The sequence below is a fragment of the Burkholderia sp. Ac-20344 genome (assembly GCF_017104975.1).
Taxonomy (GTDB): domain Bacteria; phylum Pseudomonadota; class Gammaproteobacteria; order Burkholderiales; family Burkholderiaceae; genus Burkholderia.
Map to the genome: position 1 here is coordinate 1 of NZ_JAAGPP010000025.1, position 23,246 is coordinate 23,246.

Below are 23,246 nucleotides of genomic sequence, written 5' to 3' on the forward strand. Positions count from 1 at the left end.
TATCCACAATTCGTCATCAACGATCGGCGCTTGCATTCCTCATGATCCCGTTGCTCAGATGCTTGAGGTTAACAGGTCGCCGGCGAAGTTAACAGCCCCTCGAGGGTCTTTTTGAACTGGCCTCTTATGTGTTCGTCGCGCTGCTGGCGATCGGGCTCGGGTGGTTCCTGGTGCTGCGTGTCCGGTTTCCGGAGCGGTTGCGCGAGCTGGAGGCCGAGTTGCTGACGAAGTGACCGAGCCGCGGCGACGGAGGGTTTCTTGCGTTGCTGCCGGACGGCGACGTTGTGCCGGCCGATTCCGTATCAGGGGCTCGCTCGCGGCCGTTACGCCACCCCGGCCATCTTCGAAGCATCGACCACCATCTGCACCCCGAGCCCGCCAAGAATGAGCCCCATCGCCCAGCGCTGCGCGAGCAGCAACGTCGGGCGCCCGTGCAGAAACTTTGCGATGCTGCTCGAACAGATCGCCACCAGCCCGTTCGCGGTAGCGAACGCAGCGATCAGCAACGAACCGAGAAACAGCGATTGCCCGAGCACGCTGCCGTTCCGGTAGTCGATGAACTGCGGCAGCAACGAAATGAACAGCATCGCAAGCTTCGGGTTCAGCACGCTGGTCGTCGCGCCCATCGCGAGCAGCCGAAGCGGCCCCTCGCTGCGCAACGCCTGCACCTCGAACGGCGAGCGGCCGCCGGGCCGCACGGCCTGCCACGCCAGATACAGCAGGTACGCCGCACCGACCACGGCCAGCCCGCTGCCCGCATACGGCACGCTCATGAACAGCGTCGTGATGCCGAACGCCGCGCCGAACATGTAGAACAGGTACCCGATCATCACGCCGCCGAGTGAAATCAGCCCCGCCGTGCGCCCTTGCGCGATCGAGCGCGACATCACGTAGACCATGTTCGGCCCGGGCGTGACCGCGAGCATGCCGCCGATGACGAGAAATCCGTAGAGCGATCCGGATGTATGCATATCTGATGATTCCTGCAACGAGTGAGGGCTGACGGGATTCATTGTCCGGCCGTGGTGGGGAACAGTAAAACGGGATAAACTGAATCGATTGATCAGTTTTTCTGAATGCGATGAAAAAGCTCGACCTCGATGTGCTCGCGATGGTGGTGGCCGTCGCCGAATCCGGATCGTTCGCGCAGGGCGCGCAGGCCGTGCATCGGTCGCCGTCGGCGGTGAGCATGCAGATCAAGGCGCTGGAAGACGCGCTCGGCAAGCCGCTCTTCATCCGCGATACGCGGAACGTGACGCCGACCGGCGACGGCGCGATGCTCGCCGAATACGGCCGCCGGATGCTGGCGATGCGCGACGAGGCATGGGCGTCGGTCGTGCGCCCGGAGATCCGCGGCCGCGTGACGATCGGCGTGCCCGACGATTACATTTCTTCGCTGCTGCCGCAGGTGCTCGGCACGTTCGCCGCGATGCATCCGCGCGTGGAACTGCGCGTGATCGGCCAGCCGAGCAGCGCGCTCGTGCCGATGCTGAAGGACAACACGGTCGACCTCGCGTGCCTCACGCGGATCAAGGGCGTGACCGGCGAGCTGATCCGGCTCGAACCGCTCGTCTGGGTCGGATCGCCGAAGCGCAACGTATGGGAAGAGCGGCCGCTGCCGGTGGCCTTTTTCACGCACGGCGGCAGCATGGCGCGCGATCAGGCGGTCAAGGCGCTGAACCGGCGGAAGATCCCGTACCGGATGTCGTATGAAAGCCCGAGCCACCTCGGCCTGCTCAGCATGGTGGAGGCCGGGCTCGCGGTCGCGCCGCTGGCGCGCTGCTGCATTCCCGACCATCTCGTGCAGCTGTCGGAGAGCCACGGGCTGCCGCCGCTGGGCGAACTCGAGGTCGTGCTCGCGCGCAGCGCGCAATCGGCGCGGCCGCCGTGCGACTACCTGGCCGAGCAGATTCTCGGCGAATGGCGGACCTGAGCGGCCCGCCGGCGGCCGCGTTTCAGCACGACGTCAGCAGCCATTCGCGGAACGCGACGAGCGACGGCAGCGTCTCGTTCCCCGGCGGATAGACGAGGTAATAGCTGCGCTGGCTGGTGATCGCGTCGCCGATCGATACGAGCTCGTTGCGGCTCAGCTCGTCTTCCACCAGCACCTTCGGCACCAGCCCGATTCCCATCCCGGCCCGCACGGCCTGGATCAGGTGCGACGTCAGCTCGAAACTCGGGCCGATGCGCATCTGCCGATGGTCGAGCCGATAGTGCGAGAACCATTCCGCCCACGCCTGCTGGTTGCTCGTCACGCCGAGCAGCGACTGCTTCGCGGCCCACGCCGGTGTGCGCACGTCGGCCTTGCGGCGGCTGCCGGTATCCGGCGGCGCGATCGCGATCAGGAACTCGTTGTACAGCCGGTGTGCATGCAGGCCCGGCCAGTCGTCCGCGCCGACGGTAATGGCCGCGTCGAGGTCGTCGTTGAGGAAATCGATGGCGCCGATTCGCGAATGAAGGTGCACGGTCACGCCCGGATGCGCGGCGTAGAAATCGTGCAGGTGCGGCAGCAGCCATTTCGAGCCGAACGTCGGCAGCGTCGCCAGCCGCAGCGTGCCGGCGCCCGCCTGGTGCGACATCGCTTGCAGCGTCGCACCGCGGATGCGCCCCAGTGCGCCGCTCAGCTCGGTGAAGTAGCGGCGCCCGACGTCGGTCAGCTTCACCGAGCGGCCCTCGCGCCGGAACAACGGCACACCGAGCTGATCCTCGAGGGTCTGGACCTGCCGGCTGATCGCGCTCTGGCTCAGCGACAGCTCCTCGGCTGCGCGCGTGTAGCTTTCATGCCGCGCGGCGGCCTCGAACACGAGCAGCAGCGACATCGACGGGGTGAGGCGACGGTAATTCATGAGTTTTATGCAATATTCGCCAGGGCAGAATTCGTTTGTTTCTCGCGAAGTATCCAAAGATACTGGAATTCCCGGCTGCGTGGAAACTTGCTAAAAAATCATGTTTTGGCCACGCGAACCGGCCGGTTCCACCCACATCGCGCCTTTACCCCATGTCGATCGCCCCGTTGCCCCGTCCCGCCAGCCCGCCCGCGCATGCGTACCGTGACTTTCTCGCCGCGCTGCAGGCCGCCGGATTCGCCGGGGAAATCCGCGCGGACCATGCGAACCGGACGGTGCAGGCCACCGACAACTCGATCTACCAGCGCCTGCCGCAAGCGGTGATCTGCCCCGCGCATGCGGACGACGTGCGGCTGCTGGCGCGGCTGCTCGCCGAGCCCGCGCATCGCGACGTCGCGGTGGCCGCGCGCGGCGGCGGCACGGGCACCAACGGGCAGTCGCTGACCGACGGCGTGGTCGTCGACCTGTCGCGCAACATGAACCGGATCCTCGAAATCGACGTCGAGCAGCGCTGGGTGCGCGTGCAGGCGGGCGTCGTCAAGGATCAGCTCAATGCGGCGCTGAAGCCGCACGGGCTGTTTTTCGCGCCGGAACTGTCGACGTCGAACCGCGCGACCGTCGGCGGGATGATCAACACCGACGCGAGCGGGCAGGGCAGCTGCACGTACGGCAAGACCCGTGACCACGTGCTCGCGCTCGATTTCGTGCTGATGGGCGGCGAGCAGCTGCACAGCGACGTACTCGCGGACGACGAACTGGAGCGCCGCTGCGCGCGGCAGGACCGCATCGGCAAGGTCTATCGCACCGCGCGGCGCATCAGCGACGACAAGGCGGCGCTGATCGAAGCGAAGTTTCCGAAGCTCAATCGCTGCCTGACCGGCTATGACCTCGCACACCTGCGCGAACCCGACGGCCGCTTCAACCTGAACAGCGTGCTGTGCGGCGCCGAAGGCTCGCTCGGCTTCGTCGTCGAGGCGAAGCTCAACGTGCTGCCGATCCCGAAGGTCTCGATGCTGGTCAACGTGCGCTACGCGGGCTTCATGGACGCGCTGCGCGATGCGCGCGCGCTGCTCGCGCATCAGCCGCTGTCGATCGAGACGGTCGACTCGAAGGTGCTGATGCTGGCGATGAAGGACTTCGTGTGGAGCAGCGTGGCCGAGTATTTCCCGCAGGACGACGCTCGGCCGACGCTCGGCATCAACCTGATCGAGTTCAGCGGCGACGACGCGGATGACGTCGATGCGCGCGTGCGCGCGTTCGTCGACCATCTGCGCACCGATACGAGCGTGGAGCGCCTGGGCCACACGCTCGCGGCCGGCGACGACGCGGTGAAGCGCGTGTATGCGATGCGCAAGCGCGCGGTCGGCCTGCTCGGCAACGTGCAGGGCGAGGCGCGCCCGCAGCCGTTCGTCGAGGACACCGCGGTGCCGCCGGAGAACCTCGCGGCGTACATCGCCGAATTCCGCGCGCTGCTCGACGGCCACGGGCTGCAATACGGGATGTTCGGGCACGTCGATGCCGGCGTGCTGCACGTGCGGCCGGCGCTCGACATGAAGGACCCGAAGCAGGCGGCGCTGGTACGGCCCGTGTCGGATGCGGTGGCCGAGCTCACGCGGCGCCACGGCGGCCTGTTGTGGGGCGAGCACGGCAAGGGCGTGCGCTCCGAATATGCGCCGGCGTTCTTCGGCGAGCTGTATCCGTCGCTGCAGCAACTGAAGGCCGCGTTCGATCCGTACAACCAGTTCAATCCGGGCAAGATCGCGACGCCGCCGGACCGCGCGATGCGGCTGCTGAAGATCGACGAGGTACCGACGCGCGGCGACCACGACCGGCAGATCGACGAGCGGGTGTGGCAGAGCTACGGCACCGCGATGCACTGCAACGGCAACGGCGCGTGCTACAACTTCGATCCGGACGATGCGATGTGCCCGTCGTGGAAGGCGACGCGCGAACGCGTGCAATCGCCGAAGGGGCGTGCATCGCTGATGCGCGAATGGTTGCGCCTGCAAGGGCAGGCCGGCGTCGACGTCGTCGCGGCGGCGCGCGCGCGGCAACCGTTCCTGAGCGGCCTCGCCACGCGCTGGCGCAACAGCCGCGCGGCGCGCAACGGCGAAGCCGACTTCTCGCACGAGGTGTACGACGCGATGGCCGGGTGCCTCGCGTGCAAGTCGTGCGCGGGACAGTGCCCGGTGAAGGTGAACGTGCCGGAGTTTCGCTCGCGTTTCCTCGAGCTGTATCACCAGCGTTACCTGCGGCCGCTGCGCGACTACCTGATCGGTTCGCTCGAATTCACGATGCCGTGGATGGCGCGGGTGCCTGCGCTGTACAACGGGCTGATGCGGGCGGGATGGGTGCGCACGGTGCTGGAGCGGCACGTCGGCATGGTCGACAGCCCGCTGCTGAGCCGCTTCGATCTCGCGGCCGTGATGCGTCAATGGCGCGTGAAGCCGGCCGACCCGCAGGCGCTCGCCGCGCTGAGCGACGCGCAGCGCGCACGCAGCGTCGTCATCGTGCAGGACACGTTCACGCGCTATTTCGATACCGGGCAACTGGCGACGCTGATCGAGCTGGCGGCGCGCACGGGCTTTCAGGTGTGGCTTGCGCCGCTCGCGCCGAACGGCAAGGCGCTGCACGTGCAGGGCTTTCTGCGGGCGTTCGAGCAGGCGGCGATCCGCAATGCGGCGCAGCTGGCCGCGCTGGCGCACTCGGGCGTCGCGCTGGTCGGCCTCGATCCGGCGATGACGCTCACGTATCGGCAGGAATACCTGAAGGTGACGGGGCTGACCGAGGTGCCGAAGGTGGCGCTGCCGCAGGAATGGCTGCTGCAGGCGCTGCCGGAAGCCGGTATCGGTGACGGTGCCGGTGCCGGTGCCGGCGGCGTGCCCGCGTCGTACCGGTTGCTGCCGCACTGTACCGAGAAGACCAATGCGCCCGACAGCGGCAAGCAATGGGCGCAGGTGTTCGCGCGACGCGGGCTGCGTTTGCAGGTTCAGGCGACCGGGTGCTGCGGGATGTCGGGCACGTATGGGCACGAGGCGCGCAATCTCGAGACGTCGAAGACGATCTATGCGCAGTCGTGGGCCGCGCATGTCGATGCGGTGGACGCGGAAGGCGAGGCGCTGGCGACCGGCTATTCGTGTCGCAGCCAGGTGAAGCGGATGTCGTCGAAGCAGGTGCGCCATCCGTTGCAGGCGCTGCTCGATCACGTCAGGGCGGCGGGGTGACGATCGGGTGCCGCGTGTTGCGTTGCCCGTGAGAGGGCCTTCATTTCAGCGTCGAGCGGCAAGCTCCGCGATGCTGTCGACGCCTGCCTGGCTCACGCGTCCGCTTTAGCCGTTTTCCTGGAACGCAGCTTTTCCGCCGCAGGAAACGCACCGCCGCCGCGCGGCCGTTTCGGTTCGATCCGCATTTGCCGGATCACGCGCCGGAAATCGATCTCGTGCGCAGCCATCGTGCCGATCAGTTTCGCGATGACCGCGAGGTGGGACGGGACCGTGCCCTTGCTCGAATAATTCGTGATCGAACTTTCGTTCATCCGGATCAGCCGGGCGAACTCGCGGGCCGTCAGCTGTGCCTTCTTCAACTCCTGTTGGAATTCCGCATACGCCATTGCACACATGATGCTTCGTCTCCGTGAATCAGAAATCGGCCCGCGCGGCGCCGGCGCCGACGGGTGGCGTTCCCGTCGTGCCGGCGCCGCGGCGGGTTACATCTTCACCTGGTCGAGGAAGGTCTTCTTGCCGCTCTTGTAGCCGTAGATCGAGATGATCCCGTGCGTCAGGTCGCCCTTCGAATCGAACGTCGTCGTGCCGATCACGCCTTCGTACTTCGTCGACGGCATCGCCGCGAGGATCTTCGCCGGGTCGGTCGAGTTCGCGCGCTTCATCGCATCGACCGCGATGTAGACCGCGTCATACGCGAACGGCGCATCGAACTTGATGCCCTGGTTGAAGCGCTTCTGGTACTTGGCGAGGAAGTCCGGGCCGCCCGGCATCTTCTCGAGCGCAGCGCCTGCCTGCGAGCACAGCACGTTGTCGGCCGCCGGGCCGGCCAGCTCGGCCAGCGAGTCGGTGCACACGCCGTCGCCGGACAGGATCTTCGCGCGCAGGCCGAGCTGCTTCGCCTGCTTCGCGAGCGGGCCGCCGGTGGCGTCCATGCCGCCGTACATGATCGCGTCCGGGTTCTCGCCCTTGACCTTCGTCAGGATCGCGCGGAAGTCGACCGCCTTGTCGTTGGTCGCGTCGTGCGACAGCACCTTCAGGCCGAGCGCCTTCGCCTTCTTCTCGAACTCGTTCGCGAGGCCCTGGCCGTACGCGGTCGAATCGTCGATCACCGCGACGCTCTTCACGCCCTTCGACTGCGCGTAGCTCGCGAGCGCCGGGCCTTGCTGCGCATCGGTCGCGACGACGCGGTAGGTCGTCTTGAAGCCTTGCTGCGTATAGGTGGGGTTCGTGGCCGACGGCGAGATCTGCACGATGCCCGCGTCGCTGTAGATCTTCGACGCCGGGATCGACGTGCCCGAGTTCAGGTGGCCGATGACGGCGACGACCTTGTCGTCGACGAGCTTCTGCGCGACCTGGGTGGCTTGGCGCGGGTCGGCCGCGTCATCCTGCGCATCGAGTTGCAGCGTGATCTTCTTGCCGCCGATCACGAGCCCCTTCGCATTGATTTCCTCGACCGCGAGGCGCGCACCGTTCTCGTTGTCCTTGCCGAGGTGCGAGATGCCGCCCGTCGTCGGTTCGACGCTGCCGATCTTCACGACCTGGTCGGCCATCGCGGTCGACGCGGCCGCGAACGCGGCGGCAGCCAGTGCGACGGTGATCAGGGGTTTGCAGCGCATGCCGACAGTGCTTCGTTCCATCTGCCTTCTCCGATTTGAATGTCTTTCTATTGACGTCTCGACCGGCCGACGGCGAGGTCGGGGCGATCGGACGAGGCTCCATACTCATCATGGGCTTCACTTGCATCGTGCCCTGCCGTTCGACGTGCCGCCCGGGTGAGCGGGAGAATCGGGGCCTGATACGGTGCAATTCGTATGAATATATATGAAGCCGATTTTGCGCGCTGCAGCGAATCGCGTAGCGGGGCGGTTGCGGCAGGGCCGGCGCCCGAAATTCGCACGCGCCGGATGCCGGAAATCGTGCGCCGCGGCAAGCCACGGGCTGCGATTCGCTGTCGACGGCCTTACGGCCGCATCCATTATTCGGCCGGCGGCCGCGACGAAGCCATGGACACTGATGCGCGGTCAATCCGGAACTGTTCGGTCGATTTGTCTGCACAGTTTGGACGATTTCGGTTGCGTATCCGGTGGCGTAGCCATGCTTCATCGTGATCGATGTCCTCTTTCAAACGCAACTAACGGTCAAGCCCGGCAGCGTCGGCGAACTGGCGCGAGTCGACAGCCCGCGCGACACATTCGGCTTCGCAGTGGCCGGGGTTCGTCCCGGCCGGATCGCTTGCGGATCGCCGGGACGATCGTGCCGGCCCGATGCAGCATCGATCCTAGGACCGTCCGCGCAACGCCACGAAGATCACGCCGGCAATCGCCAGCAGGCCGCCGCACACCGTCTCGATACCGGGCCGCTCGCCGGTCAGCGCGATCGACAGGAGGGTCGCGACGGCCGGCGTCAGATAGAGAAAGTTGGCGGCGCGCGCCGCGCCGAAGTAGCCGAGTGCGAATGTCCAGGTCGCGTAGCCCAATGCGGCGGGGAAGATGCCCAGCACCAGGACTGCCAGCGTCGTATCGTGCGATGATCCGCTGCCCAGCGCCACGAGCGCGCCCGGCAGCCACGGCGCGAGCAGCAGCGCGCCGGCCAGCAGCGTGTATGCGGTGCAGGCGAGCGCGCCGTAGACCGGAATCAGCCGCCGCTGCAGCACGAAATAGCTGGCCGAACACAGGGCCGCGCCGAGAATCAGCGTGCTGCCCGCGCCGAGAACGAGGCCGCCCGGCTGCCCGCGCGCGATCACCGCGATGCCGGCGAGGCTGACCAGCGAGCCGAGCCAGCCCCAGCGATTGAAGCGCTCGCCAAGAAACACGGCGGCCAGCAGCGCCGTGAAGATCGGCAGCGTATTCACGATGAAGCTTGCGGCGCCGGCCGATACGGTCTGCTCGCCGGTATTGAGCAGCGCGTTGTAGAGCGCGATGCCGAGAAAGCCGCACTGAAGGAAGCGCAGCGCGTCGCCGCGTGTGGGCAAGCGCGGCCGTCGCGCTACCAGCCACGCGATGATCAGCATGGCGGCAGTGGCGAAGCGCGCCGCCGCAAGCTGCAGCGGCGTCAGGCCATGCAGGCCGATCCGGATGAACGGGAAAGCGGACGCCCACGAAACGATCGTGAAGGCAACCGCGCCGGCCGCGACCAGCGGCTGCCGCGCATGGCGCGACGACGGTGTGGAGAGTGTGTTCATGCGGCAATGATGCGGCGTGGCAAGATGCTAAGCTAGCGCACAGATCAGCACGCAGGTATGACCATGATTCACAGCTCGAGCCGGCGGCCGGCCGGTGCTTCAACCCGCGCGAAGCGCGCGCCAGCGGCGTCGCCCGCCTCAGCGCCGGCGCCGGGTTCGCGGCCGCCGCTCGCGAGCCTGGAGACGGTGTGCACGGTTGCGCGCGAGGGTTCGTTCCTGGCCGCGGCCGACGTCTCCGGCGTGACGCACGGCGCGATCAGCCGGCGGGTGGCCGCTGTCGAAAACTGGCTCGGCCTGAGGTTGTTCGAACGGCATGCGCGCGGCGTGCGTCTCACGCCGGACGGCCAGCGTTTCGTCGGCCGGATCGAGCAGGCATTCGCGATCATCGACAGTGCGGCCGATCAGTGGCGCTCGCCGCGTACGCCGCGGCTGGTCAGGATGAGCGTGGTGCCGGCCTTCGCGCAGCTCTGGCTGTTCGAGCGCCAGCATGCGCTGGAGAGCGAGGCGCCCGCGTTGCGGATCGAACTCGGCATCGATCTTCGCAACGTGGATATCGCGGGCGGCGAGGCGGACCTGTCGGTCCGGTACGGGCGCGGCAACTGGCGTCAGCTCGAAACCCGCGCGTTCATGCCGGAGCGGCTTTATCCGGTCGCGCATCCGCGGCTCGCCGCGCAACTGGCGAAGGAGCGCCGCCGGCGCGGCGATGCCGCGCTGCTCGACCTGCCGTTGCTGCACGATTCCGATGTGACCGGCTGGCGCACGTGGTTCGATGCATTGGGCGTGCCGTTCAAGCCGCGCGCGCAGGATCGCCGTTTCGAGGATTACAACCTCGTGCTGGCTGCGGCCGAGGCCGGGCTCGGCGTGGCGCTGGCGCGGGTGCCGCTCGCCGACGCCTATTTCAAGCGCAGCGAACTCGTGCGCGTGAGCCGGCATGAGGTCGATTCGGTGCTCAGGTACTACTTCGTGCACGCGAAGGGGGAGAATCGGCCGGAGGTGCTGGCGTTGATGGAGCGGATGCGGGCGGCGGTGGGGACAGGCGGCTAGCCCGGGTTGGTGTATCGTGACGGCCCGCCACCGTACGCTGTTGGGGGCGAAGAAAGTGTTGTGCGATACGCGGTACTAGGCTCGGGCCGTCGGATCGACGACAATGCGACCGCGAAAAACGATGAGGTGGAGAGATGAACGAGATTAAATGTATGCATCCGTGCGGATGCAAGCGAGGTCAGTAATGAACAAGCCGGACAAGTCGTCGAAAGCGCGTGCCGCGCTCGACCAGCTGTTTTCGGGCATGGCGCCCGCGGATGCGACGCGCGCGTCGCGTCCGGGCAATCCGTTCGAAGCGAACGCAGACGACGCATCCGCCGGCACGGGCGGGCGCGGCGGTATCGAAGTCACGCTGTCGACCCGGATCCAGTTGCGCGGCTATCCGAATGCGAACGCATTCATGAAGCGCATGGCCGAAGCCTGGGGGCTGGATTGGGGGATGTACGACAGCGTCAAGGCCATCGCGACGCTGCCCGTCGGATGGCGGGCGCGCCGGCTTCCGGAAGTCACGCAGATCGTCGACGGTCACGACGTGCTGCGCGCGGAGAGCAGCCTGCAGGGCGGCGAGATGTCGTACCTGAAAGTGCATCCGCGGTACTACATCGACGCCCGCAAGGGGTTCGGCTGGGGCAAGTCGTCGAAGGCGTCCGACGATCCGGATCTCGACGGCCCCGACTGGAACTGCTTCGTGATCGATCGCGAAAAGTCCATCGAAGTGCACGAACTGACGACCTCGTCGCTGAAAGCCGACATGGACAATGCGCGGGCGACGTTGCTGAAATGGCTCGACGAGAACTATCCGAAACATCGCGATCCTTTCGCGTACTGGACGGATTGCGAAGGGGCATCGTAATTTTGCGTGGCCGCCCGGTTCGGTATCGCGGGCAACCATTGCCCAACCGGAATCGGAGCGGGTCGGGCGCATGCCGCTCCGATGCATCGGCCGGTTGCGACGGGAGCGCCAATTGAAACGCGCCAGTTTCGTCCCGGTTCTCTGGGCAGCGTTCGGTGCGGCGGTCGGTTCAACCGTCGTCGAGCTGCTGCTCTGGCCGATCGTCGGCGACGACGCCATCGGGAACCTGTTGCGCGACACACGCCTCACGGCGGCTATCGTGATGGGGCGCGGCGTGCTCGGCGCGTCCGCCGGCTTCGATCCGCTGCTCATGGCGGTGGCGACCCTCGTGCACCTGGTGCTGTCGCTGGTCTATGCGGCCGTCCTGACGAAGGCGATTCGCAACCTGTCGCTCGCGGCCGCGCTACTCGCGGGCGGCGCGTTCGGCCTCGTCCTGTACGGCGTGAACCTGTACGCGTTCACCGCGATCTTCCCGTGGTTCATCCCGGTTCGCGGCGCGATCACGCTGGTGGCCCATCTGGTATTCGGGATCACGGCAGCGGCCGCCTACCGCTTCGCCAGGCGCTAGGCCGGACGCCAACCGCGGCAACGATGGCCGTGGGTTGCCGCGTCGATCATTCGCACCAGACCCCTGGAATAAGCCGGCGCGCTACGTCGTTTAGCGGTCAGGAGACCCTGTACGAAGCGGCGGCGCGTTGACGCCGCGTGGCGAATCGTGCGCGAGCAAGCCGATCTGTGGTACTGGGGGCCGCCGCTTTTCATCGGCGCAGGTGTGGGCTTCGTCTTCGTCGACCGTTTCCATCGCTTCCACCATTTCCACCATTTCCACCACTTCGATCACGTCGGCCACTTCAACGGGATGGAACATCGCCGCTTCGGCGCGCCGATCGGCGCCGGCTTTCACCATGGCGCGTTCCCTGCCGGCACCGCCGGCCACGGATTCGGCGGCATGCATCAGTTCGGCGGCATGAGCGGATTCGGCGGCATGCGGCGACATTAGACGGTGCTTCCACACAGATCCGCCGCCAGCGCATCTGCTAATCGAGCCGCCCGCGCAAGTCGTCGAACGGAATCATCACGTGCGTGCGATACGCGGGCCGCGCTTTCAGCCGTTCGTACCACGCTTGCACGTGCGGGATGTCCGGCCGGGCGATGTCGAGTTCGAAGTAGCGATACAGGTGCGTGCCGGCCGCGATGTCGGCGAGCGTGAGCGCGTCGCCTGCGAGAAACGGCTGCGCGGCCAGCGCCGCGTCGAGCGCCCGGAAGTGCTGTGCGCACTGCGCGATGCTTTGCTCGACGCGCGCCGTGTCGCGCTGCTCGGGCGGTGTCCGGTAGAAGCCCCGGAACACGCCGTTCAGGAACGTCGGCTGCAGCGTGGTTTGCGACCAGTCCATCCAGCGGTCGGCACGCGACTGTTCGGCCGGGTCGTCGCGCCAGAAGCCGGGGCGTCCGTAACGCGCGGCGAGGTAGCGCAGGATGCTGTGCGATTCCCAGACGACCGTGCCGCCGTCGTCGATCACGGGCACGCGCCCGTGCGGGTTCATCGCGAGAAAACCGGGCGTGTCGAGCACGCCGAACTGCCCGCCGGCCGGCACGTGCCGATGCGGGAGCGCAAGCTCGTCGACGAGCCACATCACCTTCTGGACGTTGAATGCATTGCGGCGCCCCCATACGGTCAGCATGCCGGCCTCCTTGTGTCGTGCGGAACGGGATCGCGGACAGTGTAAACGCCGCAGGCGCACCGCGGTGCGCGCCTGCCGGCTGTCGTCGCTGTCGTCGCTGTGATCGTCGTCGTGCGCGTGCGGCGACGCGATCAGAATTTGTGGCGAATCCCGACGATCGCGAGTTCCTGCGTATCGGTGCCGGAGTTCACGCCGTACGAGCCGACCGACGCGGCAGCCTTCACGACCGCGCCGTTCGCGTTGAGCGTGTTGCCGCTCGCCTTCTGGTAGCCGAACAGCGCATACAGGTCGGTGCGTTTCGACAGCGCGTAATCCGCGCCGAGGTTGACCTGGTTGTAGTGCGCGGAAGACGGGCCCGTCAGCGACGTGTAGTTGTAGCCGACGCCCGCGCGCAGCGCCGGCGAGAACTGCCAGTTGAAGAACGCCGAGCCGTTGTTGAACTTCGCGTTCTGGCTGAAGGCCGACAGCGTGTCCGCGCCGTACTGCGTATTCGAATACGCGAGGCCGAAGGTGGCGGACCCGGCCACGTACTGGCCGGCTACGCGCACGATCTGGATCGACTTCGCGCTCGAGAAGCCCTGGTTGATCACGGTGTTGAACAGCGTGTCCGAACTGCTCGACCACGTGCGCACGCCGTTCGCGACGGTAGAGCCGCCGTTTGCGTAGAAGAAGCCGGCGCCGAGCGACAGCGGGCCGTTCGCGTAGCTTGCGCCGAAGCTGTACGTGCGGCCGCTGCCGGTGGCGCCCGCGACGCCGCCGAAGCCGTACAGGCCTTCGAACTGGAAGCCCGAGATCAGCGGGCTCGTGTATTTCACCGAGTTGCTGACGCGCAGGCTGTTGTCGTAGTTGTCGAGGTCGCCCGGCGTCGCGAATACGCCGCCGAAGTAGTTGTCCTGCGTGAGGCCCTGCACGAGATCGACGACCGGATCGTACTGGCGGCCGAGCGTCACGGTGCCGTACGTGCTGCTCGCGAGGCCGACGACGGCCTTGCGGCCGAACTCGCGCCCGCCCTGGCCGAGCGCGCCCGTGCCGATGTTGAAGCCGTTTTCGAGCTGGAACAGCGCGGCCAGGCCGCCGCCGAGATCCTCGGTGCCGCGCAGGCCCCAGCGGCTGCCCGACAGGTTGCCGCTGCTGAACTTGACGAGGCTCGACGCGTTGCTGCCGTTCGCGTTCTGCGCGTTGTGCACGTATGCGATGCCCGCATCGACGATGCCGTACAGCGTGACGCTGCTCTGCGCATGAGCGCCGGCGGCCTGGAGCGCGGCCGGCAGCGCGAGCAGTGCGAGTGAACGGATCTGTTTCATTGTTGGATTCCCCCGTTGGTCGATTGGTCTGACGAGTCGGTGAACGATACGGACGGCGCATCGTCGAGGGAACCAATAAATTGTCGGATCGTTATGAGGTGGTGCGGAGATGGATGCGCGCGCAACCTGTCGGCGGTCGGCACACGGGGATGCTATGCGTCGCGCCGCAGCGACGCGTTTCTCAGCATGAGCGTCATCAGTTGCGGCGCGAATCGACGCCGAGCTTCGCGGAGGGGTCGGCGGTGGAGGTCTTGAGCCCCATCGATTGCGTGATGGCCGCCGACGTCATGCCCTGGATGAACGACGCGCACGTGCATCGCGCGCGCGGTCAACCGTTCCTGCCATTCCGGCAGCACGGCGACGGCAGCAACGACCTGAACTTCCCGTTCGGCGGTTACAAGCTGTCGGGCAACGGCCGCGACAAATCGCTGCATGCGCTCGACAAGTACACCGAGCTGAAGTCGACGGTCTGCGGCTCCAGCGTCCTGCTGCGCGGCACGCCGCCGGCGTGCCGCGCGATCCGAGCGCGCCGTCTGTGGCGATCGCCGCCCGATCCGAACAGGCGCGGCTGCGCCGGGTTCAACGCGTCGTCCCCATGCCGTCAGCATGCCGGGGTCCTTGTGTCGTGACAAACGTGAAGGTGGACCGTGTAAGCGCCGCGGGCACGCGCCTGCTGGCAGTCGTCGTGCGACGGGACGGCCCGAACGCTCGGCCATGTGCGCTGCATGGCCATTCTTTCCTGTCTCGAAAATCTTGTAGCATCGCCGGAGTGCCGGTTGGCATGTTGCGATCACCGCCGCATGCCCGCTTTTCTGTTTGTTGTGGCCCCGCCGGTATGCGCCGGTGGGGTCGATTCGCGTGAGGTCAGTATGCGTCGCATTGGGCTTGTCGTCGTCCCTCAGTTTCAGGTGATGAGCCTGCTCGCGTTGTCCGTGTTCGACATCGCCAATCTCCGTGCGGGCCGCTCGCTCTATGAAGTGAGCGTGATTTCGGAAGATGGCGGCCCGGTGGAGGCGTCGTTCGGCATGTGCGCGTCGACGCAACCGGCGCGGCTGTCGGAGCTGCATACGGTATTCGTCGGCGCTTCGTTATCGACGCCACCGCTCACGGACCGGATGCGCGAACTGCTGGTCGATCTGTCCGGCAAGGTCGAACGCATGGCGTCGATTTGCCTCGGTGCGTTCCTGCTCGCCGAGGCGGGCCTGCTGGACGGGCGCCGTGCAACGACGCATTGGGCGTTTCTCGACCGGTTCAGGGATCGCTACCCTGCGGTGTCGGTGGAGACGGATTGCATCTTCGTGCGCGACGGCACGCTGTGGAGTTCGGCGGGAATGAGCACGGCCATGGACATGGCGCTCGCGATGCTCGAGGAGGATCTCGGCCCGGACGCCGCTTTGCAGGTCGCGAAAGATCTCGTGCTCGAGCGCTGGAGACGCTCGGGGTCGCAGCCGCAATCTTCCGTGCTGATCGATCATCCGGCACGCAGCAATCGGATCCATGATGTCATCACGCACATCCGGGCGAATCTCGGCACCGATCTGACCGTCGAAAAGCTGGCCGACGTGGCGAGGATGAGCAAGCGGCAGTTTACGCGCCGCTTCAAGGATGAAACCGGCCTGACGCCCGCAAAGGCGGTCGAGCGCATCCGGCTCGAAACGGCCCGGGATTTCGTGACCAGTTCGTCGTGGACCATCGACACGATCGCACGGGAAACCGGTTACGCCGATACCGAGCGGATGAGGCGATCGTTCGTGCGCGCGTTCGGCCATCCGCCGCAGGTATTGCGGCGGCAGCGCAAGCCGGAACACACGGGCACCGACTGAGCGCGACTGGCCGATACCGGATCTCGCGCTGCAACATCATGGCACGAAAGGAGGGAACTGCGTCCCTCCGGGCGCGCCCATCGTCAATAGAATGTTCTTCGGGCGGTACCTGCTCGGGTAAGCCGAACCGACGACGACTCGTCAATAGCGGATCGCACGCTTGCCCGCCCGCGGCTTTGCGAACCGTCCCCTGCAGCCCGCGTCATGTCGCCAGGCTGGAACCGTCCGTGTGTGCCGCACGGACGCGTCCCGTCGCCGATCGTGTTGCCGCTCGCGCGCAGCGCGTCCGGCATGTGCCGGCACGCCGTGCCGACGCTCCGCATGACGCGAATGAAGCAACCGCCGAAGTGGCGCGGACGATCGATGCGCTGCGAGGGCGGCGGCCGGCCCGGCAGGTGGCCGAGACGGCGCTTGTCGTCGGCGTTGTGTCGGGCGACACGCGGTTCGCGATGATGAAAACTGAATGGACGGTTGGGGCGCAGGATATGTCAGATGCAGCGATGAAAGACGATTCGACGGCTGTCGTATACGTCGTCGACGACGATCCGGCCATGCGCGCATCGCTCGATACCTTGTTGCGATCGCTGGGCCTGCGCGTCGTGACCTTCGCGAGTACGGCGGAGTTGCGGGTGGCGCGCTGGGAGAATGCCACGAGCTGCCTGTTGCTCGACGTGCGGCTGCGCGGGGAGAGCGGGCTGGTGTTTCAGCAGGCGTCGGACCGGCCGTCGATCCCGATCGTCGTCATCTCCGGGTTCGCGGACGTCGAAGTGTGTCGAAAGGCGCTGAAGGGCGGCGCGGTCGATTTTCTCGTCAAGCCGTTCACCGACCACGAGTTGATCGACGCCGTGAATCTCGCGCTGTCGCTGGATGCGGCACGGCGAGTCCGCAATGACACGCATGACGAGTTGCGCCAGTCGTTCGAGTTGCTCACGCGTCGCGAGCGCGAAGTGCTCGCGTACGTGGTCAGCGGCGCACTGAACAAGCAGATCGCGTCGCATCTCGGATTGAGCCTGATTACCATCAAGCAGCATCGCGCGTCCGTGATGCGCAAGATGAATGCATCGTCGCTTGCCGATCTCGTGCGCAAGTCCGAGGCGATCGGCGTGCAACTGGCGACATGACGCGGCACGCCGCGATCGTCATGCGGCCGGGCCGGTCGTGCGCGGATGGGCCGGCAGGGCGAACGAGAAGCAGCAGCCGGCGCCCGGTTCGCCGCGTGCCCAGATGCGCCCGTGGTGGGCGTCGACGATCGAGCGTGCGACCGTGAGGCCCATTCCCATGCCGTCGGATTTGCTCGTGAAAAACGGCTCGAAAAGCTGATCGATCGATTGCTGTTCGATGCCCGGCCCCGTGTCGCACACGTCGAACACGACTTCGGCGCCGCTCAGCTTGGCCGAGACCGTGAGCGTGCGCTCGTGCGACGAGCCGCTTTCGATCGCCTGGATGCCGTTCATCAGCAGGTTCGCGAGCACCTGCTGGACCTGCACGGGATCGGCGAACAGGCGTGCGTCGGCATCGATCTGGCTCTCGACGCGAACGTTGCGCGCAGCGGCTTCCGGCGCGATCAGGAACAGCGCCGCGTGCACGGCGTCTGCCGCCGCGAAGTCGACGCACTTCGCCGGCGCCTTGCCGATGAAGCCGCGGATCTTGCGGCAGATCTCCGTCGCATCGCGCGCCCACCGGGCAGCCTGGGTGATCGCGGCAGCGGCTTCGGCGACGTCGGGCTCGTCGCGCTCGAGCCAGCGCAACGCGGCTTCGGCCGATGAACCGACGGCCGACAGCGGCTGGCTGACCTCATGCAGTATCGACGCCGACATCTCCGCGAACAGCGACACACGGGCCGCGCGTGCGGCTTCCACGCGCAACACCGCCAGCCTGTCGCTGTTCTCCTTCGATTCGGTCACGTCGAACGCGTAGAAATGCAGTCGCCGGTAACCGTCCTCGTGCTTCGGCAGCGAGCAGCGCCATACGATCGGTACGCGGCGGCCCTTGAATGTCACCAGCGTGCGCTCGCCCTGGCAGGCCGTACGATTTTCGTAGATCGCGCGCAGCACCGCGCTGTTGCTGAGCCGGTCGGCCGGCAACAAGATCTCCGCGTGCTGCAGGAAATGCGCCTTCGATTCCGCGTCGAAGAGTTGCACCACGGCGTCGTTGGCCGCCACGAACGCATGCAGCGCGCGCAGCTGAGTGACGGCCTGCGGGTGTTCGTCGAAATAGCGGTCGATATCGGAGACCCCGGACGTCTTGAGTTCCTTCACCGCGCGATAAACGCGGGACCAGTCTTCGATCAGGATCGGTATCGGTGCCGACAGGAAGAGCTCGCTTTCCTCCGGATGAGGGCCGGAAGGCGGGCCGAGCGTGAGGGCTGCGGACGTAGACATGGGGATGGAGTGCTCGCTGAGGCTCGTGCGGTGCGCGAAGCCGGATGACCGAAAGTGAAGCATCGGGACGACGAACGACGCGTGGCGTCCGACTTCGATGTAGTGGCAACTATAAAACAGATCGGTCGTGTGTTGCTTGCCGTGACCTCGGCCGCATGCGCGTCGCCGCGACGGTCAGACTTTGGTATGGGAAAGCATCGACCACGGTCTGATGGATCGCGGAAAGCCGTTCCCCTAGACTCGATTCCAACGTGAGTGAAGTGCGCGGCGCGGGCGATCGCGAAGCGGTGATGTTCGCGATTCGTCGGTGCAACGGGTCGATTGCGCGAGTGGCACAAGCGCGTTCAATGCGAGGGGAACGGTAGAGATGATGCAGCCAACGTTTGCAGACGACGATGTGTTCGAACGCGCGCTGATGCGCCTGCTGGATCCGTCGAGAACGGCGGGTGCGCGCGACGACATGCCGGGCGCGACCGGCTGGCATCGGCGGCGCGTGCGCGGCAAGCGCAATGACAGCGCACGCGAGGCCGCCGCGCCGGCGGCTTCGCGGATCAGGATCGTCGAGATTCTGTCGGATACGGCTGTCAGCGTGCGCTGGAGCGACCCGAGGTTCGGGCATTTCGGCGAACAGCTGTGGCATTGCGTGACCGCGAGAACCGCGTCGCGCTGCGTGCTGACCGGTGCGCTGATCAAGCCGGGCGATCGCGTGTATCGGCCGCGGGGGCGCGGCCGCACCGTTCCGTGCAACTGGGACAGGATGATCCATGCCGCGGCAGTTGCACCGGGCCTGTCCGCCAGCGCGGACGGATCGTGACGCGCGAGCGGGTACGGTCGGTATCGACGACACCATACCTCGGCATGATTGCCGACGCAGGGGGCGGTCGGTACGCTGTCCGAAATCCGGTTGCGTTCCCGGCCCTGCCAGCGAGCGTGGCGCCACGCGAGACACCCTGTGCACGACAAGACGGTTTGCATCATCGACGATGAATTGGCGATGAGAGAGTCGCTGGAGTCGCTCGTGCGCTCGATGGGTGTGCGCGTGAGGCTGTACGCATCGGCCGAGGCGTTTCTCGAACACGGGGCGAGCGGGTCGTCGCATTGCATCGTGTGCGATATCCAGATGGCCGGGATGTCGGGCATCGAGTTACTCGCCGTGCTGCGCGCAGGGTGTTGCGACGTGCCGATCATCTTCGTGACCGCGCACCCGAGCGCGCGTCGGCTGCTCGAAGCGGGACGGCTCGGTGCATTGTGCGTGCTGGAGAAGCCGTTCGATCCGCCCGAACTCGTGCGGTGGGTGATGCAAGCGCTCGCGGGATGCTGAAGGGCCCGGAAGGGCGGCATACGGGTACGACAACGGTGCGTTCGGGCCGCGTCATCGCGACCGGGCATGTCCACTACGCGGTTTTGTTTCGAACGACAGGAGAACTTATGGGAAACGATAGTCCGAGCCTCGGCGCCAGAACGCAGTTCGTCGACGTCGATGGTCGGCGCCTCGCATATCGCACGTTCGGCAGCGGCACGCCGCTCGTCCTGTGCGTGCGCTTTCGCGGAACCATGGACACATGGGATCCGCTGTTCCTCGACAGTCTCGTCGAACAGGGCTTCCAGGTCACGATCTTCGACTACAGCGGCCTCGGGCAGTCGACCGGCGAGCGGACCTATCATCCTGCGTCGCTCGCCAAGGACGCGATCGACCTGATCGTCGCGCTCGAACTCGGCAAGGCCGTGATCGGCGGCTGGTCGGTCGGCGGGATGGCCGCGCAGATCGTGCTTGCAAAGGCGCCGCAACTCGTCACGCACGCGGTGCTGATCGCGACCACGCCGCCGGGCCAATTGGTCAAGGCCGGCGAGCCGTCGTTCTACACGATGGCGAAGCGCGAAAACGACTTCGAGGACTTCGTCACGCTGTTCTTTGAGCCGGCCTCCGCCGTGAGCCGCGCGGCGGCCGAGCAAGCCGCCGCGCGCGTCGCGCAACGCAAGGTCGACCTGAGCCCGGCGGTGCCGGTCGCGTGGGCCGGGGAGCAGGTCGGCGACGGCCCGCGGAACCCCGCCTTCCCGGTCGATGCCGTGCTCGATGCGCTGCGGTCGACGTCGATTCCGGTTCTTCATGTCGGAGGCGATCACGACATCGTGTTCCCGGTGGAGAACTGGTATGCGCTCAACGGCCAGCTTCCGACGCTGCATCTCGTGACGCTGCCGCGCACCGGACACGGGCCGCAACTCGAGTATCCGGTAGCTAGCGCCAAACACATCGCAGCGTTCGTCGGCGCGCACGCCGGCTGATCGCGCGCCGCGGGCGGGACGCGGCGGCGCGCCGCCGACCGAGCCACGCGGTGGATGAATGAAGAAGAAGTTTCTTATTGCTTAGGATGACAAATGGAAGATCTGGTTGATTTGGCGATTCACGCGGCGGGTGGAATGGAGCGATTCAAGCGTTTCCGAAGCGTATCGGCGCAGTTGCATCACACGGGTGCGATCTGGGCGCTGAAGCAGCGCGACGGCATGCTCACTGATTCGCGCGTGACGGTGCAATTGAACGAACAGCGTGTATCGCATGCGCCGTTCGCACCGACGACGGACCACTCGGCCTATACGCCTTCGCGTGTCGAGATCCGGCGCGACGACGGCACCGTGGTTGATACGCTCGATGCGCCTCGCACATCGTTCGACGGCTACGAAATGGAGACGCCGTGGTCCAACGCACAGCTGGCCTACTTCGCCGGCTACACGATGTGGACGTATCTGACGTCGCCGTTCCTGCTGCGTCACAGCGGCGTTCGCAGCCGCGAAATCGAGCCGTGGATCGTCGACGGGCTGCCGTGGCGGCGGCTGCATGTCGAGTTTGCGCCGGAGATCGCGACGCATAGCGCCGTGCAGACGTTCTACTTCGACGCGGACGGGCTGCTGCGCCGGCACGACTACGAGGTCGACATCCAGGGGCGCAACGCGGCTGCGCGGTACGTCAGCGACTACATCGACGTGCAAGGCATCCGGATGCCGACGCGTTTCCGGATTTATCCGCGTACCGACGCAAACGTGGCGCTGCCGGTCCCTTTGATCGTCGGCGTCGATCTGTCGAACTTCCGTTTCGAGTAACGAGGAAATCATGACGAATCAAGCGACCTACCGCGCGGCGGTAGTCAAGGCGCCCGGGCAACTGGAACTGGTCGAGCGGCCGATTCCCGCGCCGACGCAGGGGCAGGTGCGCATTCGTGTCGAAGCCTGCGGCGTATGCCATTCCGACAGCGCAACCGTGGAGCGCGAAGCGCCGGACGGTGCGCCGCCGCGCGTACCGGGGCATGAAGTCGTCGGCCGAATCGACGCGCTGGGCGAAGGGGTGTCCGGCTGGCGGCTCGGCGAGCGGGTCGGTGTGGGTTTTCTCGCCGGCGAGGATCGCACGTGCCCGTCGTGCCGCCACGGCGACGTCGTGAACTGCGAGAACCCGGTCATCACCGGGATGACGACGGACGGCGGCTACGCGGAAATCATGCTGGCCGAAGCGCGCGGGCTCGTGCGCGTGCCGGACGATCTCGATGCGGCCGAGGCCGCGCCGCTGTTGTGCGCGGGGCTCACGACGTTCAACGCGCTGCGCAATGCCGGCGCGCGGGCCGGCGACGTGGTTGCCGTCCATGGCCTCGGCGGGCTCGGCCATCTCGCGGTGCAGTTCGCGAACAAGATGGGGTTTCATACCGTCGCGATCGCCCGCGGAGCAGACAAGGCCGCGCTTGCCGCGCAGCTCGGCGCGCATCGCTACATCGATGCGCGGACCGAGGACGTCGCCGCCGTGCTGCGCGCGCTCGGCGGGGCGAAGGTCGTGCTCGGTACGGCGCCGACCGGCTCGGGCATGGCCGACACCGTTGCCGGGCTGTCCGCGCGCGGCAAGCTGATCGTCGTTGCCGTGCCGGGCGAGCCGATCGCCTTGAATGCGGTCGACCTCGTGTTCGGGGGCCGCTCCATCGTCGGCGCATTGACGGGAACGGTGGCGGATAACGAAGAGACGCTCGCGTTCGCGCGGCTGCAGAACGTGCGGCCGATGATCGAAACGTTTCCGCTCGAGCAGGCGCAGGCGGCATACGACCGCATGATGCGCGCGGACGTCCGGTTCCGCGCGGTACTGACCATGAATTCAGCACACACAGGAGTATCCGCATGAACGCCATTGCCCAATCCATCATCGACGCCCACGGCGGGCTCACGCTGTGGCGCACGTTTCGGCAGGTGCGCGCGCGCCTCGTACAAGGCGGTGCGCTGTGGGGCCTCAAAGGTCACGCCGGCGTACTCGACGACACCACGGTCACCGTCGCGACGGATCGCCAATGGGCGTCGCATGCGCCGTTCGGTGCGCTGGCCGCGCGCAGCGAATTCACCGGCGACCGCATTGCGCTACTCGATTCGGCCGGGCGTGTGCTCGCGGCGCGCGAAGCGCCGCGCGGGTCATTCGACGGGCATACGCTCGAAACACCGTGGGACGAACTTCAACTGGCGTTTTTCGCCGGATGCGCGATGTGGACGTACCTGAACGCGCCGTTCGTGCTTGCATGGGACGGTGTGCACTGCGAAGAAGACGGCATCTGGAACGAACATGACGAAGCATGGCGCCGGATTCGCGTGCACTATCCGGACACGCTCGAAGTGTTCAGCAACGCGCAGACGATCTACGTCGGGCCGGACGGCCTCGCGCGCCGCCTCGACTACGACGTCGAAATCGCGGGCAACACGCCGGGTGCGCATTACGTCAGCGACTATGTGACCGTTTCGGGAATCCGCTTTCCGACGAAGCGGCGCATCTACCCGCGTGCAGCCGACGGGCAGGCCGTGCCGGAACCGCTCGTCGTATCGATCGACCTGCATGACATCGCGCTGAGCTGAGCGCGAACCACGGCGCGCGTCGCGCGCCCATCGAGGGAA

General features: G+C 66.7%; 21 protein-coding genes and 2 pseudogenes. 15 read left to right on the forward strand and 8 right to left on the reverse strand.

Annotated features, from left to right (window positions below; translation table 11 throughout):
• Positions 1 to 323 precede the first annotated feature (323 nt).
• A complete protein-coding gene (locus G3N64_RS11080; RefSeq protein ID WP_205783996.1) occupies positions 324 to 971 on the reverse strand; it encodes a LysE family translocator in 648 nt (215 codons plus the stop codon).
• A 110-nt stretch (positions 972 to 1,081) separates the two neighbouring features.
• Here G3N64_RS11080 and G3N64_RS11085 point away from each other — a divergent pair, with 110 nt between their 5' ends.
• Complete coding sequence (locus G3N64_RS11085) at positions 1,082 to 1,933, forward strand: LysR substrate-binding domain-containing protein (protein ID WP_205783997.1); 852 nt, start codon at positions 1,082 to 1,084, stop codon at positions 1,931 to 1,933.
• A gap of 22 nt (positions 1,934 to 1,955) precedes the next feature.
• Here the strand turns inward: G3N64_RS11085 and G3N64_RS11090 are convergent, their stop codons facing one another.
• Positions 1,956 to 2,846, reverse strand: coding sequence for a LysR substrate-binding domain-containing protein (locus tag G3N64_RS11090; protein ID WP_205783998.1), 891 nt, complete (start codon positions 2,844 to 2,846; stop codon positions 1,956 to 1,958).
• A gap of 152 nt (positions 2,847 to 2,998) precedes the next feature.
• On the opposite strand from G3N64_RS11090, the gene G3N64_RS11095 reads away from it, so the two are divergent.
• Positions 2,999 to 6,070, forward strand: coding sequence for an FAD-binding and (Fe-S)-binding domain-containing protein (locus G3N64_RS11095; RefSeq protein ID WP_205783999.1), 3,072 nt, complete (start codon positions 2,999 to 3,001; stop codon positions 6,068 to 6,070).
• Between the two features lie 92 nt (positions 6,071 to 6,162).
• On the opposite strand, the gene G3N64_RS11100 is transcribed toward G3N64_RS11095, so the two are convergent.
• The 3 genes from G3N64_RS11100 to G3N64_RS11110 all read right to left on the reverse strand — a co-directional run bounded on the left by G3N64_RS11100 (position 6,163) and on the right by G3N64_RS11110 (position 9,251).
• Positions 6,163 to 6,465, reverse strand: a complete 303-nt coding sequence (locus G3N64_RS11100; RefSeq protein WP_205784000.1) for an XRE family transcriptional regulator — start codon at positions 6,463 to 6,465, stop codon at positions 6,163 to 6,165.
• Positions 6,466 to 6,552: 87 nt separating this feature from the next.
• The gene (locus tag G3N64_RS11105; protein ID WP_205784001.1) at positions 6,553 to 7,707 is read right to left on the reverse strand and encodes a branched-chain amino acid ABC transporter substrate-binding protein; all 1,155 of its coding nucleotides are present in this window, start codon (positions 7,705 to 7,707) and stop codon (positions 6,553 to 6,555) included.
• A 641-nt stretch (positions 7,708 to 8,348) separates the two neighbouring features.
• Entirely contained in the window at positions 8,349 to 9,251 is a 903-nt protein-coding gene (locus tag G3N64_RS11110) for a DMT family transporter (RefSeq protein ID WP_205784002.1), read from the reverse strand.
• A 57-nt stretch (positions 9,252 to 9,308) separates the two neighbouring features.
• Between G3N64_RS11110 and G3N64_RS11115 the strand changes: the two genes are divergently transcribed.
• The 4 genes and pseudogenes from G3N64_RS11115 to G3N64_RS39695 form a co-directional block, all read left to right on the forward strand.
• Positions 9,309 to 10,295: a LysR substrate-binding domain-containing protein gene (locus G3N64_RS11115; RefSeq protein WP_205784003.1), complete on the forward strand. Its 987-nt coding sequence runs from the start codon at positions 9,309 to 9,311 to the stop codon at positions 10,293 to 10,295.
• 184 nt (positions 10,296 to 10,479) lie between these two features.
• The gene (locus G3N64_RS11120) at positions 10,480 to 11,148 is read left to right on the forward strand and encodes a nitroreductase (RefSeq protein ID WP_174972684.1); all 669 of its coding nucleotides are present in this window, start codon (positions 10,480 to 10,482) and stop codon (positions 11,146 to 11,148) included.
• 112 nt (positions 11,149 to 11,260) lie between these two features.
• Positions 11,261 to 11,716, forward strand: coding sequence for a sodium:proline symporter (locus tag G3N64_RS11125; RefSeq protein ID WP_205784004.1), 456 nt, complete (start codon positions 11,261 to 11,263; stop codon positions 11,714 to 11,716).
• A gap of 162 nt (positions 11,717 to 11,878) precedes the next feature.
• Positions 11,879 to 12,148, forward strand: a pseudogene (locus G3N64_RS39695) (hypothetical protein); the annotation flags it as partial.
• 37 nt (positions 12,149 to 12,185) lie between these two features.
• Here the strand turns inward: G3N64_RS39695 and G3N64_RS11135 are convergent.
• Both G3N64_RS11135 and G3N64_RS11140 read right to left on the reverse strand, forming a co-directional pair.
• On the reverse strand, positions 12,186 to 12,830 hold the full coding sequence (locus tag G3N64_RS11135; RefSeq protein ID WP_205784006.1) for a glutathione S-transferase: 645 nt from the start codon (positions 12,828 to 12,830) through the stop codon (positions 12,186 to 12,188).
• Positions 12,831 to 12,961: 131 nt separating this feature from the next.
• Positions 12,962 to 14,134 (reverse strand): porin, encoded by a 1,173-nt coding sequence (locus tag G3N64_RS11140; RefSeq protein WP_205784007.1) that lies wholly within the window; start codon positions 14,132 to 14,134, stop codon positions 12,962 to 12,964.
• 371 nt (positions 14,135 to 14,505) lie between these two features.
• Here G3N64_RS11140 and G3N64_RS11145 point away from each other — a divergent pair.
• From G3N64_RS11145 to G3N64_RS11155, 3 genes and pseudogenes are all read left to right on the forward strand, one after another.
• Positions 14,506 to 14,604: pseudogene (locus tag G3N64_RS11145) on the forward strand (aldehyde dehydrogenase family protein); the annotation flags it as partial.
• 399 nt (positions 14,605 to 15,003) lie between these two features.
• On the forward strand, positions 15,004 to 15,957 hold the full coding sequence (locus G3N64_RS11150; RefSeq protein ID WP_205784053.1) for a GlxA family transcriptional regulator: 954 nt from the start codon (positions 15,004 to 15,006) through the stop codon (positions 15,955 to 15,957).
• 485 nt (positions 15,958 to 16,442) lie between these two features.
• A complete protein-coding gene (locus tag G3N64_RS11155; protein WP_205784054.1) occupies positions 16,443 to 17,078 on the forward strand; it encodes a response regulator in 636 nt (211 codons plus the stop codon).
• Positions 17,079 to 17,096: 18 nt separating this feature from the next.
• Here G3N64_RS11155 and G3N64_RS11160 read toward each other — a convergent pair whose 3' ends face one another.
• Positions 17,097 to 18,338, reverse strand: coding sequence for a sensor histidine kinase (locus G3N64_RS11160; protein WP_241020891.1), 1,242 nt, complete (start codon positions 18,336 to 18,338; stop codon positions 17,097 to 17,099).
• Positions 18,339 to 18,705: 367 nt separating this feature from the next.
• Between G3N64_RS11160 and G3N64_RS11165 the strand changes: the two genes are divergently transcribed.
• From G3N64_RS11165 to G3N64_RS11190, 6 genes are all read left to right on the forward strand, one after another.
• The gene (locus G3N64_RS11165) at positions 18,706 to 19,152 is read left to right on the forward strand and encodes a DUF3331 domain-containing protein (protein WP_205784009.1); all 447 of its coding nucleotides are present in this window, start codon (positions 18,706 to 18,708) and stop codon (positions 19,150 to 19,152) included.
• A gap of 180 nt (positions 19,153 to 19,332) precedes the next feature.
• Positions 19,333 to 19,659, forward strand: a complete 327-nt coding sequence (locus G3N64_RS11170) for a response regulator (protein ID WP_241020892.1) — start codon at positions 19,333 to 19,335, stop codon at positions 19,657 to 19,659.
• 107 nt (positions 19,660 to 19,766) lie between these two features.
• Positions 19,767 to 20,621: an alpha/beta hydrolase gene (locus tag G3N64_RS11175; protein ID WP_205784011.1), complete on the forward strand. Its 855-nt coding sequence runs from the start codon at positions 19,767 to 19,769 to the stop codon at positions 20,619 to 20,621.
• A gap of 93 nt (positions 20,622 to 20,714) precedes the next feature.
• Positions 20,715 to 21,434 carry a hypothetical protein gene (locus G3N64_RS11180; protein ID WP_205784012.1) on the forward strand — a complete coding sequence of 240 codons (720 nt, stop codon included), beginning with the start codon at positions 20,715 to 20,717 and terminating at the stop codon, positions 21,432 to 21,434.
• Between the two features lie 10 nt (positions 21,435 to 21,444).
• Positions 21,445 to 22,491 (forward strand): alcohol dehydrogenase, encoded by a 1,047-nt coding sequence (locus tag G3N64_RS11185; RefSeq protein WP_205784013.1) that lies wholly within the window; start codon positions 21,445 to 21,447, stop codon positions 22,489 to 22,491.
• Positions 22,488 to 23,207 carry a hypothetical protein gene (locus G3N64_RS11190; RefSeq protein WP_205784014.1) on the forward strand — a complete coding sequence of 240 codons (720 nt, stop codon included), beginning with the start codon at positions 22,488 to 22,490 and terminating at the stop codon, positions 23,205 to 23,207. Before G3N64_RS11185 ends, G3N64_RS11190 begins: the two co-directional genes overlap by 4 nt.
• Positions 23,208 to 23,246 lie beyond the last annotated feature (39 nt).